The sequence below is a fragment of the Streptomyces sp. OZ13 genome (assembly GCF_052068155.1).
In the GTDB taxonomy this organism is placed as follows: Bacteria; Actinomycetota; Actinomycetes; order Streptomycetales; family Streptomycetaceae; genus Streptomyces.
Genome location: NZ_JBQHCZ010000003.1, coordinates 528,448 through 554,387 on the forward strand (window position 1 = coordinate 528,448; position 25,940 = coordinate 554,387).

General features: G+C 71.0%; 17 protein-coding genes. 11 read left to right on the forward strand and 6 right to left on the reverse strand.

All coding sequences use genetic code 11. The annotated features are described in order from the left end of the window. Window positions 1–120 precede the first annotated feature (120 nt). Window positions 121–1,338 carry a cation:proton antiporter gene (locus ACTMTU_RS09425; RefSeq protein WP_441263011.1) on the forward strand — a complete coding sequence of 406 codons (1,218 nt, stop codon included), beginning with the start codon at window positions 121–123 and terminating at the stop codon, window positions 1,336–1,338. On the opposite strand, the gene ACTMTU_RS09430 is transcribed toward ACTMTU_RS09425, so the two are convergent. After that, window positions 1,295–2,440 carry a PP2C family protein-serine/threonine phosphatase gene (locus ACTMTU_RS09430; RefSeq protein ID WP_441263012.1) on the reverse strand — a complete coding sequence of 382 codons (1,146 nt, stop codon included), beginning with the start codon at window positions 2,438–2,440 and terminating at the stop codon, window positions 1,295–1,297. The genes ACTMTU_RS09425 and ACTMTU_RS09430 overlap by 44 nt on opposite strands. A gap of 107 nt (window positions 2,441–2,547) precedes the next feature. Here ACTMTU_RS09430 and ACTMTU_RS09435 point away from each other — a divergent pair, with 107 nt between their 5' ends. Beyond that, entirely contained in the window at window positions 2,548–3,777 is a 1,230-nt protein-coding gene (locus tag ACTMTU_RS09435; protein ID WP_441263013.1) for a GNAT family N-acetyltransferase, read from the forward strand. Window positions 3,778–3,855: 78 nt separating this feature from the next. Here the strand turns inward: ACTMTU_RS09435 and ACTMTU_RS09440 are convergent, their stop codons facing one another. Continuing rightward, a complete protein-coding gene (locus ACTMTU_RS09440; protein ID WP_441263014.1) occupies window positions 3,856–4,671 on the reverse strand; it encodes an Fpg/Nei family DNA glycosylase in 816 nt (271 codons plus the stop codon). 80 nt (window positions 4,672–4,751) lie between these two features. Continuing rightward, entirely contained in the window at window positions 4,752–5,240 is a 489-nt protein-coding gene (locus ACTMTU_RS09445) for a ribose-5-phosphate isomerase (RefSeq protein ID WP_307706432.1), read from the reverse strand. 169 nt (window positions 5,241–5,409) lie between these two features. Here ACTMTU_RS09445 and ACTMTU_RS09450 point away from each other — a divergent pair, with 169 nt between their 5' ends. Continuing rightward, a complete protein-coding gene (locus tag ACTMTU_RS09450) occupies window positions 5,410–6,891 on the forward strand; it encodes an amino acid permease (protein ID WP_441263015.1) in 1,482 nt (493 codons plus the stop codon). Between the two features lie 186 nt (window positions 6,892–7,077). Here the strand turns inward: ACTMTU_RS09450 and ACTMTU_RS09455 are convergent, their stop codons facing one another. Beyond that, window positions 7,078–7,662: a biotin transporter BioY gene (locus tag ACTMTU_RS09455; protein WP_441263016.1), complete on the reverse strand. Its 585-nt coding sequence runs from the start codon at window positions 7,660–7,662 to the stop codon at window positions 7,078–7,080. A gap of 263 nt (window positions 7,663–7,925) precedes the next feature. On the opposite strand from ACTMTU_RS09455, the gene ACTMTU_RS09460 reads away from it, so the two are divergent. Then, on the forward strand, window positions 7,926–9,311 hold the full coding sequence (locus ACTMTU_RS09460) for an amino acid permease (RefSeq protein WP_441263017.1): 1,386 nt from the start codon (window positions 7,926–7,928) through the stop codon (window positions 9,309–9,311). A 136-nt stretch (window positions 9,312–9,447) separates the two neighbouring features. Then, a complete protein-coding gene (locus tag ACTMTU_RS09465) occupies window positions 9,448–10,866 on the forward strand; it encodes an amino acid permease (RefSeq protein WP_441263018.1) in 1,419 nt (472 codons plus the stop codon). Between the two features lie 125 nt (window positions 10,867–10,991). Here the strand turns inward: ACTMTU_RS09465 and ACTMTU_RS09470 are convergent, their stop codons facing one another. Beyond that, entirely contained in the window at window positions 10,992–11,630 is a 639-nt protein-coding gene (locus tag ACTMTU_RS09470; RefSeq protein WP_441263019.1) for a mycothiol-dependent nitroreductase Rv2466c family protein, read from the reverse strand. A gap of 116 nt (window positions 11,631–11,746) precedes the next feature. Here ACTMTU_RS09470 and pepN (ACTMTU_RS09475) point away from each other — a divergent pair, with 116 nt between their 5' ends. Then, complete coding sequence (gene pepN, locus ACTMTU_RS09475) at window positions 11,747–14,308, forward strand: aminopeptidase N (protein WP_441263020.1); 2,562 nt, start codon at window positions 11,747–11,749, stop codon at window positions 14,306–14,308. A 507-nt stretch (window positions 14,309–14,815) separates the two neighbouring features. Then, entirely contained in the window at window positions 14,816–15,844 is a 1,029-nt protein-coding gene (locus tag ACTMTU_RS09480; RefSeq protein WP_441263021.1) for a hypothetical protein, read from the forward strand. Here the strand turns inward: ACTMTU_RS09480 and ACTMTU_RS09485 are convergent. Next, window positions 15,820–16,287, reverse strand: a complete 468-nt coding sequence (locus ACTMTU_RS09485; protein ID WP_441263022.1) for an NUDIX hydrolase — start codon at window positions 16,285–16,287, stop codon at window positions 15,820–15,822. The two genes, ACTMTU_RS09480 and ACTMTU_RS09485, sit on opposite strands and share 25 nt — an antisense overlap. A gap of 197 nt (window positions 16,288–16,484) precedes the next feature. Here ACTMTU_RS09485 and ACTMTU_RS09490 point away from each other — a divergent pair, with 197 nt between their 5' ends. The 4 genes from ACTMTU_RS09490 (at window position 16,485) to pepN (ACTMTU_RS09505) (ending at window position 25,797) form a co-directional block, all read left to right on the forward strand. Next, window positions 16,485–19,814 carry a S8 family serine peptidase gene (locus ACTMTU_RS09490; RefSeq protein WP_441263023.1) on the forward strand — a complete coding sequence of 1,110 codons (3,330 nt, stop codon included), beginning with the start codon at window positions 16,485–16,487 and terminating at the stop codon, window positions 19,812–19,814. Between the two features lie 168 nt (window positions 19,815–19,982). Continuing rightward, a complete protein-coding gene (locus ACTMTU_RS09495; RefSeq protein WP_441263024.1) occupies window positions 19,983–21,011 on the forward strand; it encodes an aspartate-semialdehyde dehydrogenase in 1,029 nt (342 codons plus the stop codon). Between the two features lie 77 nt (window positions 21,012–21,088). Beyond that, the gene (locus ACTMTU_RS09500; RefSeq protein ID WP_441263025.1) at window positions 21,089–23,101 is read left to right on the forward strand and encodes a TerD family protein; all 2,013 of its coding nucleotides are present in this window, start codon (window positions 21,089–21,091) and stop codon (window positions 23,099–23,101) included. A gap of 104 nt (window positions 23,102–23,205) precedes the next feature. After that, window positions 23,206–25,797, forward strand: a complete 2,592-nt coding sequence (pepN, locus tag ACTMTU_RS09505; RefSeq protein ID WP_441263026.1) for an aminopeptidase N — start codon at window positions 23,206–23,208, stop codon at window positions 25,795–25,797. Window positions 25,798–25,940: the final 143 nt, after the last annotated feature.

Below are 25,940 nucleotides of genomic sequence, written 5' to 3' on the forward strand. Positions count from 1 at the left end.
TAAACTAATTACTGACGCTTTCTTGACCATCTCTTGACGCAACGCGGCGTGCCTGGAGACCGTCGTGCTGCGCGACCCGAAGGGACTGGGCTCATCGGCCACGCAGACACGCTCATAGCCATGGGCGGCGCCTTCCTCGCCGCCGCCGTCCTCGCCCGCCTCGGCGGCCGTATCGGACTGCCGACCATCCCCCTGTTCATCCTGGCCGGGATCCTCCTCGGCCCGCACACTCCCGGAGTCGTCCTCGTCTCCGACCCGCACGATCTCGAGATGCTGTCCGCGCTCGGTCTTGTGCTGCTGCTCTTCTACCTAGGCCTGGAGTTCCATCTCGACGACCTCAAAGCGGGCGGCCGCAAGATGGTGCTGGCGGGATCGGCCTATCTGGCGCTGAACGTGGGGGCGGGGCTCGCCTTCGGCTTCGCACTCGGATGGGGAACCTCCGAGGCGCTGGTGCTCGCCGGGGTCATCGGCATCTCGTCCTCGGCCATCGTGACCAAAGTCCTCGTCGACCTGGGCCGGCTGGGCAACAGCGAGACCAAGCCGATCCTCGGGATCATCGTCGTCGACGACATCTTCCTGGCCCTCTACCTGGCAGCGCTCCAGCCCATCCTATCCGGCGCGGACAGTCCGGCCGCCGCCGTCATGGACGGAGGGAAGGCCTTCGGCTTCCTGCTGCTGCTCGCGCTCGCCGCGCGCTTCGGCACCCGCGTCGTCGGCCGCCTGATCGATACCCGTGACGACGAACTTCTCGTCATCTCGTTCCTCGGCGCGGCCGTGTTCGTGGCCGGCGTCTCCGACTGGTTCGGCGTCGCGGACGCCATCGGCGCGTTCATGGTCGGTCTGATGCTCGGCAGCACCACGTCGGGCGAGCGCATCCGCAAGCTGGTCCATCCGCTGCGCGACGCCTTCGGCGCGATCTTCTTCTTCGCGTTCGGTCTGTCCATCGACCCGGGCGATCTGCCGGTCGTCCTGTGGCCGGTGCTCGCGGCCGTCGCCGTGACCATCCTGATGAACGTGGCCTCGGGTCTGATCACCGCGCGGCTCCACCGCTTCGACACCCTTCAGGCCGCCAACATCTCCACCACCCTGCTCGCCCGGGGGGAGTTCGCCCTGATCCTCGCGACGATGGCGGCGGGCGCCGGGCTGGACGACCGGCTCTCGCCGTTCATCGCCGGGTACGTCCTGATCCTCGCGGTCCTCGCGCCGCTCGCGGTGGGACGGTCGCACTGGCTGGCCAGGATCCTGCCGGGTCGCGGCGAAGGCGGGGAAGGGGGAACGGGCGGCCCGGTCGCCCTCACGCCTGGCGGCACAGCAGCAGCAGCGCCCGGTCGTCGTTGACGTCCTTGGCAACAGCCTCGATCAGATGCCAGGCGGCACCCTCGAAGCCGGCGGCCACATAGCGGTCCGCCTCACCGGTCAGCCGGTCGATGCCCTCGCTGATGTCCCGGCCCGACGCCTCCACGAGACCGTCGGTGAACAGCATCAGCACGTCGCCGGGGCGCAAAGAGCCCTTGACCGGGTCGAACTGGGCCGCGTCGTAGACACCGAGGAGCGGGCCCTCCGCGGCCATCTCCTCCCAGCGGCCGCTGCCCGCGTGGAGCTGGAGCGCGGGCAGATGTCCCGCGGACAGCAACTCGTAGTCGCCGGAGTCGAGATCGAGCACGAGGTGGATGGACGTGGCGAAGCCCTCGTCCCAGTCCTGCCGCAGCAGATAGCCGTTGGCCGCGGGAAGGAAGCCGTGCGGCGGCAGCGAGCCGAGCAGTCCGCCGAACGCACCGGACAGCAGCAGCGCCCGCGACGCCGCGTCCATCCCCTTGCCGGACACGTCCGTGAGAACGACCTCCAGGGTGCGGCCGCCGTTGGTGCGGGCGGCGACCACGAAGTCGCCGGAGAACGACTGGCCACCGGCCGGGCGCAGCGCCATCTCCTGGTGCCAGCCCTTCGGCAGCCGCGGCAGGGCGCTCTGCACCCGGATGCGTTCGCGCAGGTCGAAGAGCATGGTGCCGCCGCGCCGCCACGGCACGCCGACCCTGGCCCTGAACTGGGCGATCAGCAGGCCGAACATGCCGCACGCCGCGACGACCAGGACCGTGCCGGGGGTGACCCTCGCCGGGCCGTCCGTGTACGGACCGAGCGCTATGGACTCCACGATGAGGGCCGCGGCCGCGGCCGCGTAGAGGGCGAGCAGACTCGCCGGCCGCAACAGCAGGCCGCCCGCCACGATCGGCAGGACCAGCGCCACCGGTGAACACCACACGGGCGCGGCGATCGTGCCCCACGTGATCGCGGGGATCGTCAGCAAGAGTCCGGCCAGGGCCAGCCGGTCGGAGCCGTCGCCTCGGAAGTAGTCGACCCCGGACTTGCGCAGCGCGATGCGTGCCCGGTGCACCGCCTTCCGCAACCGGGCCGTGGACGAGTCTGCTGCAGAGCCGCGGGCCATTGCCGTGGACCTTATCCACCCGCCGCCCCGGCGTGCAGGGGGACCCCCACGACATTGCGTTCGAAATCGGGTCGCGACGGGTCGTGCACGGCTGGTAGGGATGGCATATGACGACAGATCTGCGGGTGCTGCGACAGTCCGAGTGGGACCGGTGGTACCGGAGTCTGGAGCTCGCCTTCGGCGGCGTCCCCGAGACCCGGCCGGAGCGCGAACTCTGGGCCGACCTGACGGAGACCGAACGCTCCATCGGCGTCTGGGACGGAGACGACTGCGTCGGCACCGCGGGGGCGTTCACCTTCTCCGTGTCCGCGCCGGGCGGCCAGTTCGTGCCCGCGGCCGGCGTGACCATGGTCAGCGTGGCGGCGACCCACCGGCGGCGCGGGATCCTCACCTCGATGATGCGGCGCCAGCTCGACGACGTCCGCTCCTGGGGCGAACCGCTCGCCGTGCTCACGGCCTCCGAGCCGGAGATCTACGGCCGGTTCGGCTACGGAGTCGCCACCCACCAGATGTCCGTGGAGATCGACTCCTCGCGGACGCGGATCACCGCGCCGCCCGGTGCCGACGACGTCCGGATCCGCTTCGTGCCGGTCGCAGAGGGCGCCCAGGCATGCGAGGAGGTGTACCTGCGCACGATCGGCACACGGCCCGGGATGCTCACCCGCCGGCCCGGCTGGGAGCGGCTGCCGCTGCTGGACCCGCCGAGCGAGCGGGACGGTGGGTCCGCCATGCAGTGCGTGCTCGCGGAACGGGACGGTCAGGTGGTGGGGTACGCCCGCTTCCACAACAAGCCGAGCTGGTCGGCGGCCGGCCCCGAGGGCTCCATCTCGGTACGGCACATCGACGCGCTGGACCCGGTGGCGTACGCGGCGCTGTGGCGTTTCCTGTGCGGCATCGACCTCACGACGACCGTACGGTCCCGCAACCGTCCCGTGGACGACCCGCTGCTCCAGCTGGTCACGGACATCCGCCGCTGCGGCGTGCGGGTACGGGACTCGCTGCATGTCCGGCTGGTCGACGTGGGGGCCGCGCTGGAGGCCCGGCGCTACACGGCGCCGGTCGACGTGGTGTTCGACGTCGAGGACACGTTCTGCCCCTGGAACACCGGCCGTTGGCGGCTGACGGGCGACGCGAAGGGCGCGTCGTGCGAGCGGACCCAAGACGAGGCGGATCTGGCGCTGTCCGTACGGGAGTTGGGGGCGGCGTATCTGGGCGGCGTGTCGCTGTCGGCGCTGGCGGGGGCGGGGCGGGTGCGGGAACTGCGGGAAGGGGCGCTGGCTGAGGCGTCGGTGGGGTTCGGCTCCGACGTCGCGCCGTGGCTGCCGCACGGGTTCTAGCGGGGCGAACCGCTGCGGGGGCTTGGGCGCCTGCGGCGGTCTCCTTCCCCTACCCGCCCCTTCCCGAAGGGTTCCGGTTCAGGCCGTGGTGGGCTGGCAGGTCGGGCACCAGAAGAGGTTGCGGGCCGACAGTGGTGCCGTGCGGATCTGCGTGGTGCAGACATGGCACGGCATGTCGGCCCGGCGGTACACGTAGACCTCGCCGCCGTGGTCGTCCACACGCGGTGCGCGGCCCATCGCCTCCGGAGTGTGTACCGGGCGGACCGTGTCGATGCGGTTGTTGCGGACGCCCTCGCGCATCAGCGCTGCCAGGTCCTCCCAGATCGCGTCCCACTGGCGGCGCGTGAGGTCCTTGCCGGCCCGGTAGGGGTCGATGCCGTGGCGGAAGAGGACCTCCGCGCGGTAGACGTTTCCGACGCCGGCGATGATCTTCTGGTCCATCAGCAGCGCGGCGATCGTCGTGCGGGAGCGGGAGATCCGCGCCCATGCCCGGTCGGGGTCGTCGGACGGCCTGAGCGGGTCGGGGCCGAGCCGGTCGTGTATCGCCCGCTTCTCGGGTTCGGTGATCAGCGCGCAGGTGGTCGGGCCGCGCAGGTCGGCGTAGTGGTCCTCGTTCAGGACGCGCAGGCGGACCGTGTCGGTGGGCGGCGGCGCGGGGGCCGTGCCGAAGCCGAGCTTGCCGAACAGGCCGAGGTGGATGTGGACCCAGCCGATGTCCTCGAAGCCGAGGAACAGGTGCTTGCCGTGCGCGTCCGCGCCGTCGAGCACGCGGCCGTCGAGGAGCGCGGCGCTGTCGGAGAACTTGCCCTGGGGGCTGCTGACCCGGACGTTCCACCCCGCGAAGCGGTGGAGGTAGTCCTCCGCGAGGCGGTGGATCGTGTGCCCCTCGGGCATGGGGTCGGTCCTCCTGGACGGCATGACCGTGCCGCCGGGACGGACCCGGCGGCACATGGAAGCGGATGCGGGTGCGGGGCTCAGCCCTGCTGCGGGTGGTGGGCCGGGATCGGGGGGAGCTCGCCGGTGGTCTCGTACGCGGAGAGCATCTCGATACGGCGGGTGTGACGTTCCTCACCCGAGTACGGAGTGCTGAGGAAGATCTCGACGAACTTCGTCGACTCCTCAAGGGTGTGCATCCGCCCGCCGATGGCCACGACGTTGGCGTTGTTGTGCTCACGGCCGAGCGCGGCGGTCTGCTCGCTCCAGGCGAGCGCGGCACGCACGCCCTTGACCTTGTTGGCGGCGATCTGCTCGCCGTTGCCCGAGCCGCCGATCACGATGCCGAGGCTGCCCTCGTCCGCGGCCGTCCGCTCCGCGGCACGCAGGCAGAACGGCGGGTAGTCGTCCTGGGCGTCGTAGATGTGGGGACCGCAGTCCACGGGCTCGTGGCCATGGGCCTTGAGCCACTCGACGAGGTGGTTCTTGAGTTCGAAGCCGGCATGGTCCGAGCCGAGGTACACGCGCATGGTTCGAGTGTGGCATGCGGGGCAGGCGCAGTCCGGCGCGGGGCCGGGCTCGGGGCGCGCCGGAGTGACGAGTGCAACGAAACGGAATCGACTCTTCCGTACTGGCACGTACTGGGTTCTAATTCCGAAGTTCGTAACCCGAGCGGCACCAAGACATAAGGATTCGTCCATGACGTCGCAGTCGACCCTCACAAAGGAAGGCGACATGCCCGGCACCCCGGGACAGTCGCCTTCCCCCGACGGTCTCAAGGCCGGTCTCAAGAACCGCCACCTTTCCATGATCGCCATCGGCGGTGTGATCGGCGCCGGCCTGTTCGTCGGATCGAGCTCCGGCATAGCCGCGGCCGGCCCGGCGATCCTGCTGTCGTACGCGCTCGTGGGCATGCTGGTCGTCTTCGTGATGCGGATGCTGGGCGAGATGGCCGCCGCGAGCCCGAACTCCGGCTCCTTCTCCGCCTATGCCGACCGCGCGCTCGGGCGTTGGGCGGGCTTCTCCATCGGCTGGCTCTACTGGTTCTTCTGGGTCGTCGTGCTGGCAGTGGAGGCCACGGCCGGCGCCGAGATCCTCGAGGGCTGGATGCCGGCCGTCCCGCAGTGGGGCTGGGCGCTGATCGTCATGGTCGTACTGACGGCCACCAACCTGGTCTCCGTCTCCTCGTACGGCGAGTTCGAGTTCTGGTTCGCCGGCATCAAGGTCGTCGCCATCGGCGCCTTCGTCATCGTCGGTCTGCTGGCCGTCTTCGGTGTGCTGCCGGGCTCCGACAATCCCGGGGCGGGCCTCGCCCACCTGACCGACGCGGGCGGCTTCATGCCGAACGGCGCCGGCGCGATCCTCGCCGGTGTGCTGCTGGTCGTCTTCTCCTTCATGGGCAGCGAGATCGTCACCCTGGCGGCCGGCGAGTCGGAGAACCCGCGCCGCGCGGTCACCAGGGCCACCAACTCGGTGATCTGGCGTGTCGGTTTCTTCTACCTCGGCTCGATCTTCGTCGTGCTGACGCTGCTCCCGTGGAACGACAAGTCCATCGAGGAGAAGGGGTCGTACGTCGCCGCCCTGGACTCGATCGGCATCGCGAACGCCGGTCAGATCATGAACGTGATCATCCTGACGGCGGTCCTCTCCTGCCTCAACTCGGGCCTCTACACCGCCTCGCGCATGGCCTTCTCGCTCGGTGAGCGCGGTGACGCGCCCAAGTCGTTCGCCAAGGTCAACGCCAAGGGCGTGCCGACGGCGGCCATCCTCGCCTCTGTGGTCTTCGGCTTCGCCGCCGTGTACTTCAACTACGCCTTCAAGGACACGGTCTTCCTGTTCCTGCTCAACTCGTCCGGCGCGGTGGCCCTGTTCGTCTGGCTGGTGATCTGCTTCACCCAGCTGCGGATGCGCGGCATCCTGCTGCGCGAGGCGCCGGAGAAGCTGACGGTGAAGATGTGGCTCTTCCCGTACCTCACCTGGGCGACCGCCGCGATGATCACCTTCGTGCTCGTCTACATGGTCATCGACGACGCCAACCGGCAGGTCGCGCTGCTCTCGATCGCCGTCGCCGCGGTGGTGGTCGCGATCGCCGTGACCCGCGAGAAGTTCTCCCCGCGGCCCGCCGCCGCACCCGTCACGGCCGCCCGTGACGAAGAGGTGGAGCCGGTCTCCGGAGCCTGAGCGAAACCCGACGCCTCAGGCCGAGTGACGTCGGAAGGGAGGCTCTCCGTCGGTCCTGCGAGGGACGGACGGAGAGCCTCCCTACTTTTCCCGTCTCTGGTGCGAACCGGGAAACGCAAGAGGCCCGCCGGTCTCAGGAGGCCGAGAACCGGGGCGGGCCTCTTCTGCGGCCGGGGGCCGTGTGCGTCAGCCGCGGCGGCCGATGAGCTTCCAGGCGGTCGGCAGCGCGCCCATCGCCAGGGCCGCCTTCAGCGCGTCGCCGATCAGGAACGGCACCAGGCCGGCCGCGACCGCCTCACCGAGGGACATGCCGGTGGCCAGCGCCAGGTAGGGGACGCCCACCGCGTAGATGATCGCCGAGCCGGCCGCCATCGTGCCCGCCATGCGCAGCACGGAACGGTCGGCGCCGCGACGGGCGAAGTGGCCGACGACGGTCGCGGCGAGCAGCATGCCGAGGATGTAGCCGAAGGACGGCATCGCATAGCCGGACGTCGCCTGCGCGAACCACGGCATGCCCGCCATGCCGGCCACCGCGTACAGGGCGAGGGAGAGGAAGCCGCGGCGCGCGCCCAGCGCGGTGCCCACGAGGAGGGCCGCGAAGGTCTGGCCGGACACGGGGACCGGGGAGCCGGGGACCGGGACGGCGATCTGCGCCGCGATGCCGGTGAGCGCGGCGCCGCCGACGACGAGGGTGATGTCCCGGACGCGGGACGCGGGCAGCAGGTCGGCGAGGACGAGCCCCGATCGGACGGGGGCGGCAGCAGTGCTCATCGGGACTCCGCGAGGGTGAGGGCAGTTCGGGACAGGGTGACCGTAGCCCACGGAGAATCGCTCGATCACCAGCAGCCGCCCACAAAGCGGCGGTTGACGGCTTGGTTGGGTTCGCACAAAGAATCTCGATCATGCCGGCGATGGCGTGATGCTCGTCACTGAGGTCCGGGGCTTAGGCGTCCGTTTTGCACAGGAGGTGCCAACTCGGGAAGACTGTAGGGACCCCATAACTCGTACCGAGTGATCCGAGAGTTCTCCAGCACATGCACGACGCGCCGCCCACGCCCCTGGCCGCAGAGGCCGAACCCCTGAGCCACGGGCTCAAGCAGCGCCATCTGACGATGCTCGGCCTCGGCGGGGTGATCGGCGCGGGACTCTTCGTGGGATCGGGCGCAGGCATCGCCCTGGCCGGCCCCGGCATCGTGCTCTCGTATCTGATCGCGGGCGCCCTCGCGATGCTGGTGATGCGGATGCTCGGTGAGATGTCCTCCGCGATGCCCGCCTCCGGTTCGTTCTCCGTGCACGCGGAACGCGCGCTAGGGCGCTGGGCCGGGTTCAGCGTCGGCTGGCTGTACTGGTTCCTGCTGGTGGTGGTGCTCGCCGCGGAGGCGACGGCCGCCGCGGCGATCGCCCACGGCTGGGCACCCGCCGTCCCCCAGTGGGGCTGGGTGCTGGTGTTCATGGTGGTCTTCACCGCCGCCAACCTGACCGCGGTGAAGAACTTCGGCGAGTTCGAGTTCTGGTTCGCCGCACTCAAGGTCGTCGCGATCGTGCTCTTCCTGGCACTCGGCACTCTGGCGATCTTCGGGCTGCTGCCGGACACGGACCCGGTCGGCCTCACCCGGCTCACCGGCGAGGGCGGCTTCCTGCCGGGCGGCTGGTCCGGCGTGATCTCCGGCGTGCTCGCCGTCGTCTTCGCCTTCGGCGGCCTCGAAGTCGTCACCATCGCGGCCGCGGAGACCGCGGACCCGGCACGCGCGGTGGGCCGCGCCGTGCGCAGCGCGGTGGTCCGCATCCTCTTCTTCTATGTGGGCTCGATGGCCGTCATCGTGACCGTCATGCCCTGGACGGCGCAGAAGGCGGGCCTCAGCCCCTATGTCTCCGTTCTCGACTCGATCGGGGTGCCGAGCGCCGGACGGATCATGGAGATCGTCGTCTTCGTGGCGCTGTTGTCCGCGCTCAACGCCAACCTGTACGGCGCCTCCCGGATGGTGTTCTCGCTCGCGGAGCGCGGCGAGGCGCCGAAGGGGCTGTTGAAGCTGAGCCTGGGCGGCGTGCCGCGCAAGGCGGTGCTCGCGTCCGTCGCGTTCGGCTTCGTGTCCGTGCTGCTCAATCTGAAGTGGCCGGATTCGGTCTTCCTCTACATGCTCAACTCGGTCGGCGCGGTACTGCTGTTCGTCTGGGCACTGATCGCCGTGTCGCAGTTGCGGCTGCGCCGGCGCCTCGAGCGCGAGGCGCCGGAGAAGCTGACGCTGCGCATGTGGGGCTTCCCGTGGCTCACCTGGGTCGCGCTCGCCGCGATGGCGGCGGTGCTGGGGCTGATGCTCACCGATGACGCAGCCCGGCCTCAGGTGCTGTGGTCGAGCGGCGCGACCGCCGGTGTACTGCTGGTTTCGGCCGTCCGGGAGCTGCGCGAACGACGCCGCTGAATCGCGGGGTTCCCGTGTGCGGTTGTTGACGTTCCGTGAAGATCGTGACCGTATAGCGGACATCTGTTCCCTGTGAGCGGCGACCATGCCCACACTGGGCCGCTCCCCCGTCTCAGCTCATGAACAGGGCACGCCCATGTCTCGGACCACCGCGCCCGCGCCCGTCGACCAGCCGGCCGACGCCACGCTCACGCACGGCCTCAAACAACGCCACCTGTCGATGATCGCCCTCGGCGGTGTCATCGGTGCCGGGCTCTTCGTGGGATCGGGCGCCGGCATCGCCGCGGCCGGACCGTCGATCGTCGTCGCGTACGCCCTCTCCGGACTGCTGGTCATGCTGGTGATGCGGATGCTGGGCGAGATGTCGGCGGCCAACCCCGCCTCCGGCTCCTTCTCCGTGCACGCGGAGCGGGCCATCGGGCCGTGGGCCGGCTTCACCGCCGGCTGGGCGTTCTGGTTCCTGCTGTGCGTGGCCGTCGGCCTGGAGGCCATCGGCGCCGCGGGCATCATGACGGGCTGGTTCCCCGGGACTCCCGAGTGGGCCTGGGTGGCGCTGTTCATGCTCGTGTTCTGCGGTACGAACCTGGCGGCGGTGAAGAACTTCGGCGAGTTCGAGTTCTGGTTCGCCGCGCTGAAGGTCGGCGCGATCGTGCTCTTCCTGGGCATCGGCGTCCTCGCGATCGCCGGCGTCCTTCCGGGCAGCGAGGCCCCGGGCACCGCCAACCTCACCGGTGACGGCGGCTTCATGCCGAACGGCAGCGAGGGCCTGATCGTCGGCCTCCTCGCCTCCGTCTTCGCCTACGGAGGTCTGGAGACGGTCACCATCGCCGCCGCCGAGTCCGAGCACCCGGTGCAGGGCGTCGCCAAGGCCGTTCGCACCGCGATGTGGCGTATCGCCGTCTTCTACATCGGCTCGATGGCGGTCATCGTCACGCTCGTGCCGTGGCACGAGAAGGCGGTCGCCGAGAAGGGGCCGTACGTCGCGACCCTGGACCACCTGGGGATCGACGGCGCGGGCCAGATCATGAACGTGGTCGTACTGATCGCCCTGCTCTCCGCGATGAACGCCAACATCTACGGCGCCTCCCGGATGGCGTGCTCGCTGGTCGCCCGCCGTCAGGGTCCGACGGCGCTGGGCCGGATCTCCGGCGGCGTGCCGCGGACCGCCGTGCTCGTCTCCTCCGTCTTCGGCTTCCTGTGCGTGCTGCTGTCGTACTGGCGGCCGGACGACATCTTCATGTGGCTGCTCAACACGATCGGCGCGATCATCCTGGTCGTCTGGTTCTTCATCGCCGTCTCGCAGTTGGTGCTGCGCCGCCGCACCGAGCGGGAGAACCCCGAGAAGCTGGTCGTGAAGATGTGGCTGTTCCCCGGCCTCACGCTGCTCGCCCTGGCCGGCATGGCGACCGTCTTCGCGCTGATGCTGCGCGAGGAGGAGACCCGGATGCAGCTGCTCGGCACCGGTGTCCTGACGCTGGTCCTCGCCGTCGTCGGATTCGTGCTGCAGAAGACGCGTGAGTCCCGGTCCGCCGCCGGGGCCGGCGCGACGGACTGAGCGCGGCAGCGCACGGAACATCCCGGACAGCACAGTGCCCCCGCGAGTCATGTACTCGCGGGGGCACTGTGCTGTCCGGGATGCGGCTGACGCCGGGACGCGGGCGCTGCCGTCCGGTGGGCGGTTCAGTCGAAGATGGGGCCCTGGGTCCGCGTGCGCTTGATCTCGTAGAAGCCCGGGATCGACGCGACCATGAGCGTCCCGTCCCACAGCCGGGCCGCCTCCTCGCCCTTGGGGGCGGGGGTGACGACCGGACCGAAGAAGGCGATCTGCTCGCCGTCGGAACCCGGCACCGCGATGACCGGCGTGCCGACTTCCTGGCCGACCTTCTCGATGCCCTCCTTGTGGGAGGCGCGCAGCTGGGCGTCGTACGTGCCCTTGTCGGCGAAGTCGGCGAGGGACGTGGGCAGACCGACGTCCTTCAGCGCCGCCACGACGGCCTCCCGGCCGGGGCCCATGCCCTCGTTGTGGAAGCGGGTGCCGAGCGCGGTGTAGAGCTTGCCGACCACCTCGTCGCCGTGCTCCTGCTGGGCCGCGATGACGACGCGCACCGGGCCCCAGGCCTTGTTCTCCAGCATGTCCCGGTACTCCTCGGGAAGCTCGTCGAGCTTGTCCTCGTTGAGCACGGCGAGGCTCATCACATGCCAGCGCACCTCTACGTCACGGACCTTCTCCACCTCGAGCATCCAGCGGGAGGTCATCCAGGCCCAGGGGCACAGCGGGTCGAACCAGAAGTCCACGGGCGTCTTGCCGTTGTGCGACATATCACTCCTCGGAAGGGATCGGCGCCCTGCGCGCCTGCCCGGGCAACGCCGCCGATGGCTCCGCCGATTCCCGTGGGAGGATCGCTGGTGTTCGAACGAGACACGAAGGAGTGCTTGTGCCCGGTGAGAATCTGTCCCGCGACGAGGCCCGCTCCCGGGCCGGACTGGTGTCCGTCGACGGGTACGAGGTGGCCCTCGACGTGCGGTCCGCGGTCGGGGAGCCCGAGGACGCCTCAGGGCCACGCACCTTCCGGTCGGTGACCACGATCCGGTTCCGGGTGAACGAGCCGGGTGCTTCGACCTTCGTCGACCTGCTCGCCCCGTCCGTGACGGCGGTCACCCTCAACGGACGTGAGCTGGACCCCGCGACCGTCTTCGACGGCTCCCGGATCGCGCTGGACGACCTGGCGGCGGAGAACGTGCTCGTCGTCGACGCCCGGTGCGCCTACAGCCGCACCGGTGAGGGACTGCACCGCTTCGTCGATCCCGAGGACGGCGAGGTCTACCTCTACACCCAGTACGAGCCGGCCGACGCGCGCCGGGTCTTCGCCGACTTCGAACAGCCCGACCTCAAGGCGCCGTTCCGTTTCGAGGTGACCGCCCCCGAGGGCTGGACGGTGTGGAGCAACCGCGAGGGCGCCCGCGCCGAGGACGGGACCTGGCGGTTCGCCGAGACGGCGCCGATCTCGACGTACATCACGGCGGTCGTCGCCGGGCCGTACCACTACGAGACCGACCTGTACGAGCGTGAACTGGCCGACGGCACGGTCCTGCGGATCCCGCTGGGCGCGATGTGCCGCAAGGGGCTCGCCAAGCACTTCGACGCCGACGACATCTTCCTCGTCACCAAGCAGGGCCTGGACTTCTTCCACGAGCACTTCGACTACCCGTACCCCTTCGGGAAGTACGACCAGGCGTTCGTGCCCGAGTACAACATCGGCGCCATGGAGAACCCCGGCTGCGTGACGTTCCGCGAGGAGTTCGTCTTCCGCGGCAAGGTGACACAGGCGTCGTACGAGCGCCGGGCCAACGTCATCCTGCACGAGATGGCGCACATGTGGTTCGGCGACCTCGTCACCATGCAGTGGTGGGACGACCTGTGGCTCAAGGAGTCCTTCGCGGACTTCATGGGCTCCTTCTCGATGGTCGAGGCGACGCGCTTCACCAACGGATGGGTCACCTTCGCCAACAACCGCAAGGCCTGGGCGTACCGCGCCGACCAGCTGCCGTCGACGCACCCGGTGACGGCCGACATCCGCGACCTCGAGGACGCCAAGCTCAACTTCGACGGCATCACGTACGCCAAGGGCGCGTCCGTGCTCAAGCAGCTCGTCGCCTACGTGGGCCGGGACGCGTTCATGGAGGGCGCCCGGCGTTACTTCAAGCGCCACGCGTACGGCAACACCCGGCTCGGTGACCTGCTGTCCGTGCTGGAGGAGACGTCCGGGCGTGACATGAAGGACTGGTCCCGGACCTGGCTCGAGACCTCGGGCGTGAACGCGCTGACTCCCGAGGTGGCGTACGACGCCGACGGGCGCATCGCCGAGCTGGCGATCTCGCAGGACGGTGACACGCTCCGGCCGCACCGGGTGGCCGTCGGCCTCTACCGGATCGAGAACGCGGAGCTCGTGCGGTACGCGCAGGCCGGGGTGGACGTCACCGGCGCGCGCACGGTCGTGCCCGAACTCGCGGGCGAGGAGCGGCCCGGACTCGTCCTGGTCAACGACGAGGACCTGACCTACTGCAAGGTCCGCTTCGACGAGGACTCGCTGGCGACGCTGCGGGCGCACCTCGGCGACATCACCGACCCGCTGGCGCGGGCGCTGTGCTGGTCCGCGCTGTGGAACCTGACACGGGACGCGCTCATGCCGGCGCGCGACTTCGTGGAACTCGTACTGAAGTTCGCCGGGAGCGAGTCCGACATCGGTGTGCTGCAGATGCTCCACGCGTGGACGCGGTCGGCCCTCGTGCACTACGTGGCCCCGCAGTGGCGCGAGGAGAGCGGCCGGCTGCTCGCGTCCGGCGCGCTGGACGAACTGCGGCGCGCGGAGCCGGGCAGCCAGCACCAGCTGACGTGGGCCCGCTTCTTCGCCTCGGTGGCGACGGACGACTCGGACTTCCGGCTGCTCTCCGGGCTGATGGCGGGCACCGAGAAGATCGACGGCCTGGACGTCGACCAGGAACTGCGCTGGTCGTTCCTGGAACCGCTGGCCGCGCACGGGGTCGCCGACGAGTCGGCGATCGCGGCGGAACTGGCGCGCGACGACACGGCCTCCGGCAAGCGGCACGAGGTGCGCTGCCTGGCGTCGCGGCCGTCGGCCGCGGTCAAGGACCAGGCGTGGACGGCGGTGGTGGAGTCGGACAAGCTGTCCAACGCGCTCGTCGAGGCGACGATCTCGGGCTTCGTCCAGCCGTCGCAGCGTGAACTGACCGCCCCGTACACCGAGAAGTACTTCGAGGCGATCGAGCGGGTGTGGTCCGAGCGGTCGATCCAGATCGGGATGGACGTGGTGCGGGGCCTGTACCCGTCCCTCCAGGACTCCCGGGCCACGCTCGACGCGACGGACGAGTGGCTGGCCGCGCACGAGTCGGCGGCGCCGGCGCTGCGGCGGCTGGTCGCGGAGTCCCGCGACGATCTGGCGAGGGCGTTGCGGGCGCAGGAGCGCGACGGGGCGTGATGGTCGGGGCGCGGCCCGCGAGGTCCGCCTGCGGCGGGCCGCGCCCCTCACCCCTTCCCGAAACCGGGGCCCCGGACCCCGCCCCGCGCTCCGCACGGTGTTCCGGGGGCCCCGCCCCCGGACCCCCGCGCCTCGATCGCCGATAGGGGCTGGACCTGCCCCGTGCCGGGGCCTCGGCCGCGCGGGCAAGGCCGAGCGTGCGGAGGCAGGCAGGGCCCGCCCGGCACGTGCCACGGCTGCCACCGTAGGGGCAGCTTGAGGACACGGCCGAAGGCCGTAACGGGGTTCGGGCCGCGCCCGGCACGCGGCACCCGGCTGCCGGGCCCGGCACAGGCGGGGCCCCGTACGTGGCCGAGCCGCACACCGACAACAGCGGGCCGGGGTGGTCACAACACCCGCCCCACATCGGCACTCGAACGTGCGTACTTTAGTACGCGGTTGTCCTGAATTGTCGACGAGCTTGTAACAGCGGTTAGCCCGGTCCGACGACGCGGGCATCTCATCGGCATGAACCAGTCCAACGCTCCCCTCTCTCCCCTCCCCCTCCCCCTCAGCCGGCCCGACGGCGACGTGCGCCGACGGGTCGTGTCCGGGGCGCAGTTGCGTACGCACGGCTACACGCCCTCGCGGGTCGCCGAGAAGTGCCGGCCCGGCGGGGACTGGCAGTTGCTGCTTCCGGGGGTGTACCTGCTGCATCCGGGACCGGCCACCGGCGAGGAGCGGCTGCACGCCGCGCTGCTGTACGCCGGCCGGCCCGTGCTGCCGGCCCAGCGGCACGAATCGGCGCCGTACGGCGAAGCGATGGCCACCGGGCTCGCCGCGCTCGCGCTGCACGGCTTCACCGCGGCTCCGCCGCTGACCTCGATCGAGCCGATCGACGTGCTCGTGCCGCGGACGCGGCGGCTGCGGTCGACCGGGTTCGCCCGGCTGGTGCGGGGGCATTCGATGCCCCGGGCGGAGGAGGTCGGCGGCGTGCCCGTGGCCCCCGCGTCCCGCGCCCTCGCCGACGCGGTGGCGCAGCTCGACGACGCGGGACTGATCGGCCGGCTGCTGACGGAGGCCGTGCGGGGCGGGCACTGCGAGCCCGCCGCGCTGGTGCGGGAGTTGAACGACGCGCGGCTGCTCGACCGCCCGCACGTCGTGAGCGCCGTGGACGAACTGCTCGCGGAGGGCCGTGCGCTGGCGGAGGGCAGGCTGTACGGGCTCGTCCGCGACGGCGGTCTGCCCGACCCCCTGTGGAACGTGGACCTCCGTCTCCCCGGCGGCCCTCGTCTCGGCCGGGTCGACGCGTACTGGCCGGAGCAGGCCGTGGCCGTGGAGCTGGACACGCGCGCGCCCCGCCAGGACGAGGACGCCCAGTGGTCCCGGTACGCGCGCAAGCGGGAGCATCTGGAGCGGCTCGGCATCACCGTCGTGCACCTGACCCCGCGCAGGCTCCGTGAGTCGCCCGAGCAGCAGGCGACCGTGGTGCGCACCGCGCTGATGGCCGCCGCGGACCGGGAGCCCGCCGCCTATGTGGTGGTGCTGCCCCGCTGAGCGACCCTGCCGAGAACCGGCCTGGAGTGCCACAGCTCCAGGCCCACGTCGACGAGTTCGACGCGGTGGAGCGCCGGCACCGCCTCCAGCGGGTGCCAGGCGGCGAGGTCCGTGGATCCGCCGGTCTCGTTGCGCAGCTCGCCGCCGGTGATCCGGCCCTCGTACACGATCCGCAAGCCCTGGAAGTCCGCGAAGGCGCCCAGCTTGCGCGGGTAGCGGCGGCGTACCGAGTCGAGGCCGAGCAGCGCGGTCATCTCGGCGATGTAGCCGGTCTCTTCCTCGACCTCGCGGACGACGGTGTCGAGGGGGTCCTCCCCGTGGTCCATGCCGCCGCCCGGCAGCGTCCACTTCTTCGCGCCGTCGCGCGCGACCCAGCGGGCCAGCAGGATCTGTCCGTCCTGTATGCAGACGGCGTACGCCGCGACCCTCAACTCCTTGTTCATTCGGTGAGATTACCGGCGCGTCAGCTCATCGAGGTCGATAAGAACCCGTTCGTCCGCGATGGCGCACGATCCGCGGTGGCGGGTTTCCGCCATGCACACATCCCGTCTCGATCAACTCTCCACAAACCCCTGTCATTTACGACAGGCTGAGCGGTCATCCGGCACCGTATTCCGGACCCTCTCTTTCACAAACAGGGATGCTGATGACCCCCGAACCCGAGAGCTCCACAACGGGACGTTCGACGCCAGGTCACAGACGCGTGGCACGCGTCGCGGCCGCCGCCTCGATGGTGGCCGCGCTCGTCGCTGCCGGCGTCGCTCCGGCCGTCGCCACAGCGCCCGCCGACGACCCGGCCGGCGCCAACGCGGTCAAGGCCGCCAAGTCGTCCTCCGACAAGATCGGCTCGGCCGACGCCGAGCTGCTCGCGGAGGCCGAGGCCAAGGGCGAGAAGACCGTCACCGTCATGGTGGCCACCGCCCCCGGCGCGACCGAGCAGGTCGCCGGCCAGCTGGACGCCGTCAAGGGCGCAACCGTCGGCAGGACCTTCGACGAGCTCGGCTACGTAAGTGCCACCCTGCCCACGGGCAAGGCCGAGGCCGCCCTCAAGTCGGCGGCCAAGCTGTCCAGCGTGCACGGCATCGACCTCAAGCACGAGATCGAGCTGGACGACCCGACCCCGGCGGCGGACACCGTGAAGGCCGCAGGCACCGCCGACGCGCAGGTCCAGCAGTACCCCGCGCCCGACGCGTCGACCCCGGCGAAGAACCCGTACAACCCGTCCTTCGAGACCGGTGCGGTCGACTTCGTCAAGGCGCACCCCAAGGCCGACGGCCGCGGCGTGACCATCGGAATCCTCGACTCCGGCGTCGACCTCGGCCACCCGGCGCTCCAGAAGACCACCACCGGCGAGCGCAAGATCGTCGACTGGGTCACGGCGACGGACCCGGTGGCCGACGGCGACCGCACGTGGCTGCGGATGAACACGGCCGTCAACGGTCCGACCTTCACCGCGGGCGGACGCACCTACTCCGCCCCGGCCGGCGCATACCGCTTCAACCTCTTCGCGGAGGCCGCCACCAAGGGCGGCGACATGGCCGGCGACCTCAACCGGGACGGCGACACCACCGACGTCTGGGCGGTCCTCTACGACGAGGGCACCCGGACCGCGCGCGTCGACCTGAACAACGACGCCGACTTCACCAACGACACCCTGATGAAGCCGTACAAGAACGGCTTCCAGGTCGGCTACTTCGGCAAGGACGACCCGAAGACCGAGATCGCCGAGCGCATCCCGTTCGTCATCGAGGTCCGCACCGACGTCGTCTACAACGCCGCCGGCGCGAAGGCCGACTACGTCAACATCGGTGTCATCGAGGGGTCGCACGGCACGCACGTCGCCGGTATCACCGCCGCCAACAGCCTCTTCGGCGGCAGGATGAACGGCGCCGCGCCCGGCGCGAAGATCGTCTCCTCGCGCGCCTGCACCTGGAGCGGCGGCTGCACCAACATCGCGCTCACCGAGGGCATGGCCGACCTGGTCATCAACCGCGGCGTGGACATCGTCAACATGTCCATCGGCGGTCTGCCCCCGCTGAACGACGGCAACAACGCGCGCGCCGAGCTCTACAACCGGCTCATAGACACCTACGGCGTCCAGCTGGTGATCTCCGCCGGCAACTCGGGCCCGGGCACCAACACGCTCGGCGACCCCGCCGTCGCCGACAAGGTGATCTCCGTCGGCGCGTCCATCTCCAAGGAGACCTGGGCGTCCAACTACGGCTCCGGCGTCGAGAAGAAGTACGCGATGCTGCCCTTCTCCTCGCGCGGTCCGCGTGAGGACGGCGGCTTCACGCCGACGCTGACCGCGCCCGGCGCGGCGGTCAACACCACCCAGACCTGGTCGCCCGGCGGCCCGGTCGCCGAGGCCGGCTACCAGCTGCCGCCCGGCTACTCGATGATGCAGGGCACCTCGATGTCCTCTCCGCAGGCGGCGGGCGCGGCGGCACTGCTGCTCTCCGCGGCCAAGCAGCGCGGCATCGAGCTGACCCCGGCGAAGCTGCGCACGGCCCTCACCAGCACCGCCCACCGCATCAGCGGTGAGCAGGCGCACGAGCAGGGCGCGGGCCTGATCGACGTCGTGGACGCCTGGGAGCAGATCAAGGACGGCGTGGGCGCCCACGAGTACTCGGTCAAGGCCCCGGTCGACACCGCGATCGACTTCGCGCTGAAGACCCCGGGCTTCGGCACCGGTCTCTACGACCGCGAGGGCGGCCTGAAGGCCGGCAAGAGCCGGACCTACGACATCACCGTCACCCGCACGACCGGCCCGAAGAAGGCCGTCGCGCACACCCTGCGCTGGAAGAACAACGACGGCACCTTCCGTCTGCTCAGCGGGTCCGAGGTCAGGCTCCCGCTGAACCAGCCGGTCACCGTCACCGTCCAGGCGCGGCCGAAGACGGCCGGCGTGCACAGCGCCGTCCTCGAGGCCGACGACCGCTCGACCGTGGGCGTCGACAAGCAGATCCTGGCCACCGTGGTCGCCTCCGACGACCTCGCGAAGCCCGGGTACACCGTCTCCAAGGCGGACACGGTGCAGCGCAACAGCCACAAGTCGTACTTCATCACCGTCCCCGAGGGCGCCAAGAACCTCGAGGTCGCCATCGGCGGGCTCGCCGAGGGCAGCCAGACCCGGTTCATCGGCCTCCACCCGTACGGGCTGCCGGTCGACCCGACCTCGACGGTCAACTGCTACCCGAACTACGCGAACCCGGCCAACACCTGCCGTCCCGACGTGCGCTCCTACCCGGAGCCGATGCCGGGCGTCTGGGAGATCGAGGTCGAGTCGCGGCGCACGTCCCCGCTGCTGGACAACCCGTTCGAGCTGGACGTGACGGTGCTGGGCGCCGACTTCGACCCGGCCGTCAAGACGCTCCCCGAGGCGAAGGTCGGCACGCCGGCCCCCGTCGAGTGGAACGTCACCAACCGCTTCGCCTCTCTCGAGGGCAAGCTGGCCGGCGGCTCCCTGGGCTCGGCGAAGGTCGCCCGTCCGTCCATCGCGCACGGTGAGTCCCAGGAGTCCACGGTCACCATCGGCGAGGGCGTGGAGCGCCTCGACGTGGCGATCGGCTCGCCCGCCGACAACGGCGCGGACCTGGACCTGCTGGTCCTCAAGGACGGCGCCGTGGTCGGCCAGGCCGCGGACGGCGACTCCGAGGAGGCGGTGAGCCTGCTGAAGCCGGCCGCCGGTACCTACACGATCGTGGTCGACGGTTACTCGGTCCCCGCCGGGACCACCGAGTACGACTACCGCGATGTGTTCTTCTCCCCGTCGCTCGGCTCCGTGAAGATCGACGCCGGATCCTCGGTCCAGCTCGCCAACGGTGCGTCGGCGCAGGTCAGCGCCGAGGTCGTGGTCGGTGGAGCGGCTCCGGAGGGACGCCAGTTCTTCGGTGAGGTGCAGCTGCTGAACAACCGCGGCACGGTCGCGGGCGCCGGCAGCGTGGTGATCGGCAAGGTCACCGAGTAGTCGCAGAAGACAGTAGGACGGCGGGGCGGGCGCTCTTCGGGCGCCCGCCCCGCCTGCATGTTCCTTGTCACACGTCCCGCCACTCGGACAATCGATTGGACAAGGCGGACCCGGACATACGCATCATGGAACGGCATCAGGGCCGCAAGTACGTACGGAGGAGTCCCCGTGAAGGTCGGAATCGTCGGAGCCACCGGGCAGGTCGGCACGGTCATGCGCAAGATCCTCGCCGAGCGGAAGTTCCCGGTCGACGAGCTGCGGCTCTTCGCCTCGGCCCGGTCCGCGGGCTCCACGATCGAATGGGAAGGCCGGGAGATCACGGTCGAGGACGCCTCCACCGCCGACTTCACGGGCCTCGACATCGCCCTGTTCTCGGCCGGCGGCGCGACCTCGAGGGCGCTCGCCGAGAAGGTGGCCGGTCAGGGCGTCGTCGTGATCGACAACTCCTCCGCCTGGCGCCGTGACCCCGAGGTGCCGCTCGTGGTCTCCGAGGTCAACCCGCACGCGGTCAAGGACCGCCCCAAGGGGATCATCGCCAACCCGAACTGCACCACGATGGCCGCCATGCCGGTCCTCAAGCCGCTGCACCAGGAGGCCGGGCTGATCTCGCTGGTCGCCACCACCTACCAGGCGGTCTCCGGCTCCGGCCTCGCGGGCGTCGCCGAGCTGGACGACCAGGTCAGAGCGGCCGCGGACCGTGCGAAGGAGCTCACCCACGACGGTGAGGCGGTCGCCTTCCCCGAGCCCGGCGTCTACAAGCGCACCATCGCCTTCAACGTGATCCCGCTGGCGGGCAACCTCGTCGACGACGGCTCCCACGAGACCGACGAGGAGCAGAAGCTCCGCAACGAGTCCCGCAAGATCCTCGAGATCCCCGAGCTCAAGGTCTCGGGCACCTGCGTGCGCGTCCCGGTCTTCTCCGGGCACTCGCTCCAGGTCAACGCCCGGTTCGCCGACAAGCTCGGTGTCGAGCGTGCCTACGAGCTGCTGAAGGACGCCCCGGGCGTCGAGCTCTCCGAGATCCCCACGCCGCTCCAGGCGGCGGGCAAGGACGCCTCGTACGTCGGCCGCATCCGCGTGGACGAGACCGTCGAAAACGGCCTGTCGCTGTTCGTCTCAGGCGACAACCTGCGCAAGGGCGCCGCGCTGAACGCGGTGCAGATCGCGGAGCTGGTCGCGGACGAGCTGCGCGGCTGACCCACTCGATCAGTGCCTCGGGGGCGATCACCGGAAGGTGATCGCCCCCTTGTGCGTGACATGGCAGGCTGCCGGGCATGACACGCATGGTCAAGGGCGCCAACGTGCCCGCGCCGGTCGAGCCGCTCCAGATCGCCGTGTGCCGGGGCAGGGCCCCCGGCGCTCCCGTCGTGGACGTCTCGGCACTGCTCGTCGCCGCGGACGGCAGGGTGCGGGGTGACGCCGACCTCGTCCTCGCCGGCCGGCCGCACCACCCGAGCGGCGCGGTACGCCACCTGGGCACGGCGCCGGACGACGGCGGACCGCTCTTGGCGGACTGGCTGTGGCTGGACCTCGCCGGAGTCGAGCCCGGGGTCGATCGCGTGGTCGTCGCGGCGTCGGCGGACGGCGGCCCCTTCGGCCGGGTGCCGGGTCTGGACATCCGGGTGACGACGATGACGGGCGCGCCGGTCGCGTACTTCGGTGTCGACGACGCGACGACGGAGACGGCGTTCGTGCTGGGCGAGTTCTACCGGCACCGGGGCGGGTGGAAGTTCCGGGCGGTGGGCCAGGGCTGGACGACGGGACTGCACGGCCTTGCGACGGACTTCGGTGTCGAGGTCGCGGACACGGGCCCGCCCCCGAACGGCGCCCGCGGCCCCGCCCTGCCCTCACCACACCCCGGGCCGGCGCGGACGGCGCCGCCGGACGGCGGGGCCGACGGCGGCTTCGGTCCCGACTTCGTGCCCTTCGTCCTCAAAGGCCATGCGCACAAGACCTTCGCCGTGCCCCGGACCGTGCCGGCGGGGGCCGCGCTGTTGCAGGTGGAGCTCGAGGACGACAACGGGCGGGTGCAGGTCAAGCTGCTCGGGGAGACCGGCGACCGGGGCGAGGAGCTGTGGCGCGGTGACCGGACCCGGAGCAGGGCCCGGTTCCTCGTACACGTGCCGGAGGGCCGGCCGCTGCGCCTCGGCATACGGGCGAGCCGCAGGTGGGCGGTGAAGCTGATGCCCGTCTCGCACGCCGAGCCGTTCACGGGCCATGCCCACGGCCACGACCTCGACGTCCTGCGCTACGACGGCCCCGCCGACGACCTGCACTACCGCGTCGACGCCACCGACGGAGCCGACGCCGCGTTCTCGCTCGGTGCCGTCTTCCCCGGCGAGGACCCGATGACGCCCCGACCCGCCCCCGCCCCCGAGGCCGCCGGCGGCACCGCGGCGGGGGTCGTACGACTGCCCGGCCCCGCGCTGCTCCAGGTCCGCGGCCGCGCCTTCTGGTCGCTGAACGCCGCGTCCGGTGCGCCCGTGCTCGCCGAGTACGGCAGCGGCCGGCGCTCCGGCGCCCCGGTGGAGATCGTCAACCCGCTTCCGGGCTCACCGGTGATCCTCGAGTACCACCTGGTCGCGGGCCTGACATCACGCTTCTACGAGGCGACAGAGACCGACGAGTACGGGGAGGAGCGCGCGCTGCTGTTCCCGCACCGGGACGGCATGCGCGGACGGGTGCTGCTGTTCACCGACGGCCGGGCCGGCACCCGGGTACGTATCCGGTCCGTGGCGCGATGGGTCCTGCGGCTGCTGCCGCTGGAGTCGGCCCGGCCACTGGCGGAAGGCGTCCGCGGCAAGGGCACGGACGTGCTGGTGCACCGGGGCGGCGCGTCCGTCGTCTCCCTGACGGGCAGCGCGGGGCGTGCCCCGTACTACCGGGTCGAGGCGGGGGCCGCCGACGCCATGGCTCCGGCACCGGTGCTGGAGGCGGCCGGCAGCCGTCCCGCGCGCGGCCCGGTCCCCGGCGAGCCGGGCGTGCCCGCGTACGTCACCGTCCGTTGCGAGGGCATGGGCTGGACGCTGGGTCTGACAGGGACGGACGGACCGCGGCCGTTCGCCGAGTCGATCGAGGGCCACGGGTACGACATCGTCCGCTACACGGGCCGCCCCGGCGAGGTCCGTGTCGAGTGCGGTGAGGACCGCCCGGTCGAACTGTGGCTGCTGGACAAGCACTTCGCGCCGGACCGGAGGATCGCCACCGGCCCCGGCCGGCACGAGATCGGGCCGGGCCCGATCCAGGTGCGTGGCGGCGGCCGCTGGCGGATCACCGCCGGCGGCTGACACCGCGCGCGGCGCCGCCCGTCACCGGGCCGATTCTCCTGGGCGAAGGGCGACCGTCGCGTGGAAGGATGAGCGCAAACATCGCATACCGAGGAGATGACCGGGTGCCTGGCACAAACCTGACCCGTGAAGAGGCGCAGCAGCGTGCGCGTCTGCTCACCGTTGACTCGTACGAGATCGACCTCGATCTCTCCGGGGCGCAGGAGGGCGGGACCTACCGGTCCGAGACCACCGTGCGTTTCGCGTCCGCCGACGCGAACGCGCAGACGTTCATCGACCTGGTCGCACCCGCCGTGCACGACGTGGTGCTGAACGGCAAGTCGCTCGACGTGGCCGCGGTCTTCCGCGACTCGCGGATCACGCTGAAGCATCTGCGTGAGGGCGACAACGAGCTGAAGGTCGTCGCCGACTGCTCGTACACCAACACCGGCGAGGGCCTCCACCGGTTCGTCGACCCGGTGGACGAGCAGGCGTACCTCTACACGCAGTTCGAGGTGCCGGACGCGCGGCGCGTCTTCGCGAGCTTCGAGCAGCCGGACCTCAAGGCGACGTTCCGGTTCACCGTGAAGGCGCCCGAGGGCTGGACGGTGATCTCGAACTCGCCGCGGCAGCAGGCGGAGGGGGCCACGCACGAGGACACCGTGTGGCGCTTCGAGCCGACGCCGCGCATCTCCACGTACATCACGGCGCTGATCGCCGGCCCGTACCACAGTGTGCACAGCTCGTACGAGAAAGACGGGCAGTCGGTGCCGCTCGGCATCTACTGCCGGCCGTCGCTGGCCGAGTACCTGGACGCGGACGCGATCTTCGACGTCACCCGTCAGGGCTTCGACTGGTTCCAGGAGAAGTTCGACTACGCCTACCCGTTCGCCAAGTACGACCAGCTGTTCGTGCCGGAGTTCAACGCGGGCGCGATGGAGAACGCGGGCGCCGTCACCATCCGCGACCAGTACGTCTTCCGTTCGAAGGTGACGGACGCGGCGTACGAGGTGCGGGCGGAGACGATCCTGCACGAGCTCGCCCACATGTGGTTCGGCGACCTCGTCACCATGGAGTGGTGGAACGACCTGTGGCTGAACGAGTCGTTCGCCACCTACACGTCGATCGCCTGCCAGGCCTCGGCGCCGGGTTCGAGGTGGCCGCACTCGTGGACCACGTTCGCGAACTCCATGAAGACGTGGGCCTACCGGCAGGACCAGCTGCCGTCGACCCATCCGATCATGGCCGAGATCCGCGACCTCGATGACGTTCTCGTGAACTTCGACGGCATCACGTACGCCAAGGGCGCGTCGGTTCTCAAGCAGCTGGTCGCCTATGTCGGCATGGACGAGTTCTTCCGCGGCGTGCAGGCGTACTTCAAGACGCACGCGTTCGGCAACACCCGTCTGTCCGACCTGCTCGGCGCGCTGGAGGAGACCAGCGGCCGCGACCTGAAGACCTGGTCGAAGGCGTGGCTGGAGACGGCCGGCATCAACGTCCTGCGCCCGGAGATCGGCACGGACGACTCGGGTGTCATCACCTCCTTCGCCGTGCGGCAGGAGGCCCCGGCGCTGCCGACCGGGGCGAAGGGCGAGCCGACGCTGCGCCCGCACCGCATCGCGATCGGCCTGTACGACCTGGACGACGCGGGCAAGCTGGTGCGCCGCGAGCGGGTCGAGCTCGACGTCGACGGCGGGCTGACCGAGGTCCCGTCGCTGGTGGGGAAGGCGCGCCCGGCCGTCGTCCTGCTCAATGACGACGACCTTTCGTACGCGAAGGTCCGCCTCGACGAGGAGTCCCTGCGCAACGTCACGGAGCACCTGGGCGACTTCACCGAGTCCCTGCCGCGCGCGCTGTGCTGGGCCTCCGCCTGGGACATGACCCGCGACGGCGAACTGGCCGCCCGCGACTACCTGTCGCTGGTGCTGTCCGGGATCGGCAAGGAGTCCGACATCGGCGTGGTCCAGTCCCTGCACCGCCAGGTCAAGCTCGCCGTCGACCTGTACGCGGCGCCCGCCTGGCGTGAGACCGGCCTGACCCGGTGGACGGACGCCACGCTCGCGCACCTGCGGGCGGCGGAGCCGGGCAGCGACCACCAGCTGGCGTGGGCGCGGGCGTTCGCCGCGACCGCGCGCACCCCGCAGCAGCTCGACCTGCTCCAGGCGCTGCTCGACGGCACGGAGACGATCGAGGGCCTGGCCGTCGACACCGAGCTGCGGTGGGCCTTCGTGGAGCGGCTCGCCGCGACCGGCGTCTTCGACGAGGACGACATCGCCGGCGAGTACGAGCGGGACAAGACCGCGGCCGGCGAGCGCCACGCGGCGACCGCGCGGGCGGCGCGGCCGACCCCGGAGGCGAAGGCGGAGGCCTGGGCCTCGGTCGTCGAGTCGGACAAGCTGCCCAACGCCGTCCAGGAGGCGGTGATCTCCGGCTTCGTCCAGACGGACCAGCGTGAGCTGCTCGCTCCGTACGCGGAGAGGTACTTCGCGGCGGTCAAGGACGTGTGGGAGTCGCGCAGCCACGAGATGGCGCAGCAGGTCGCGATCGGCCTCTACCCGTCGCTGCTCGTCTCCGAGGAGACGCTGGGCGCGACGGACGAGTGGCTCTCCTCCGCCGAGCCGAACGCGGCACTGCGCCGGCTGGTCTCCGAGTCGCGCGCCGGCGTCGAGCGCGCGCTGAAGGCCCAGGCGGCGGACGCGGCGGCGGCCACCGGCTGACCCGCCGGAGGGCGCCCAGGGACCACTCACGGTCGTCCCTGGGCGCCCTTGGCGTATCCGGGCGCGGGGTCCGTCCGCCGGCGGGCGGCACGGGCTGCCCGGCGCGCGCACCCGGTCCCGCGCCGGAGCTCGAAGCACAGGGG

What these genes read in the sequence shown, in the direction of transcription:
- ACTMTU_RS09425 (WP_441263011.1), top strand. Translation starts at nt 121, where the DNA reads ATGGGCGGCGCCTTCCTCGCCGCCGCCGTCCTCGCCCGCCTCGGCGGC.
- ACTMTU_RS09430 (WP_441263012.1), bottom strand. Translation starts at nt 2,440, where the DNA reads ATGGCCCGCGGCTCTGCAGCAGACTCGTCCACGGCCCGGTTGCGGAAG.
- ACTMTU_RS09435 (WP_441263013.1), top strand. Translation starts at nt 2,548, where the DNA reads ATGACGACAGATCTGCGGGTGCTGCGACAGTCCGAGTGGGACCGGTGG.
- ACTMTU_RS09440 (WP_441263014.1), bottom strand. Translation starts at nt 4,671, where the DNA reads ATGCCCGAGGGGCACACGATCCACCGCCTCGCGGAGGACTACCTCCAC.
- ACTMTU_RS09445 (WP_307706432.1), bottom strand. Translation starts at nt 5,240, where the DNA reads ATGCGCGTGTACCTCGGCTCGGACCATGCCGGCTTCGAACTCAAGAAC.
- ACTMTU_RS09450 (WP_441263015.1), top strand. Translation starts at nt 5,410, where the DNA reads ATGACGTCGCAGTCGACCCTCACAAAGGAAGGCGACATGCCCGGCACC.
- ACTMTU_RS09455 (WP_441263016.1), bottom strand. Translation starts at nt 7,662, where the DNA reads ATGAGCACTGCTGCCGCCCCCGTCCGATCGGGGCTCGTCCTCGCCGAC.
- ACTMTU_RS09460 (WP_441263017.1), top strand. Translation starts at nt 7,926, where the DNA reads ATGCACGACGCGCCGCCCACGCCCCTGGCCGCAGAGGCCGAACCCCTG.
- ACTMTU_RS09465 (WP_441263018.1), top strand. Translation starts at nt 9,448, where the DNA reads ATGTCTCGGACCACCGCGCCCGCGCCCGTCGACCAGCCGGCCGACGCC.
- ACTMTU_RS09470 (WP_441263019.1), bottom strand. Translation starts at nt 11,630, where the DNA reads ATGTCGCACAACGGCAAGACGCCCGTGGACTTCTGGTTCGACCCGCTG.
- ACTMTU_RS09480 (WP_441263021.1), top strand. Translation starts at nt 14,816, where the DNA reads ATGAACCAGTCCAACGCTCCCCTCTCTCCCCTCCCCCTCCCCCTCAGC.
- ACTMTU_RS09485 (WP_441263022.1), bottom strand. Translation starts at nt 16,287, where the DNA reads ATGAACAAGGAGTTGAGGGTCGCGGCGTACGCCGTCTGCATACAGGAC.
- ACTMTU_RS09490 (WP_441263023.1), top strand. Translation starts at nt 16,485, where the DNA reads ATGCTGATGACCCCCGAACCCGAGAGCTCCACAACGGGACGTTCGACG.
- ACTMTU_RS09500 (WP_441263025.1), top strand. Translation starts at nt 21,089, where the DNA reads ATGACACGCATGGTCAAGGGCGCCAACGTGCCCGCGCCGGTCGAGCCG.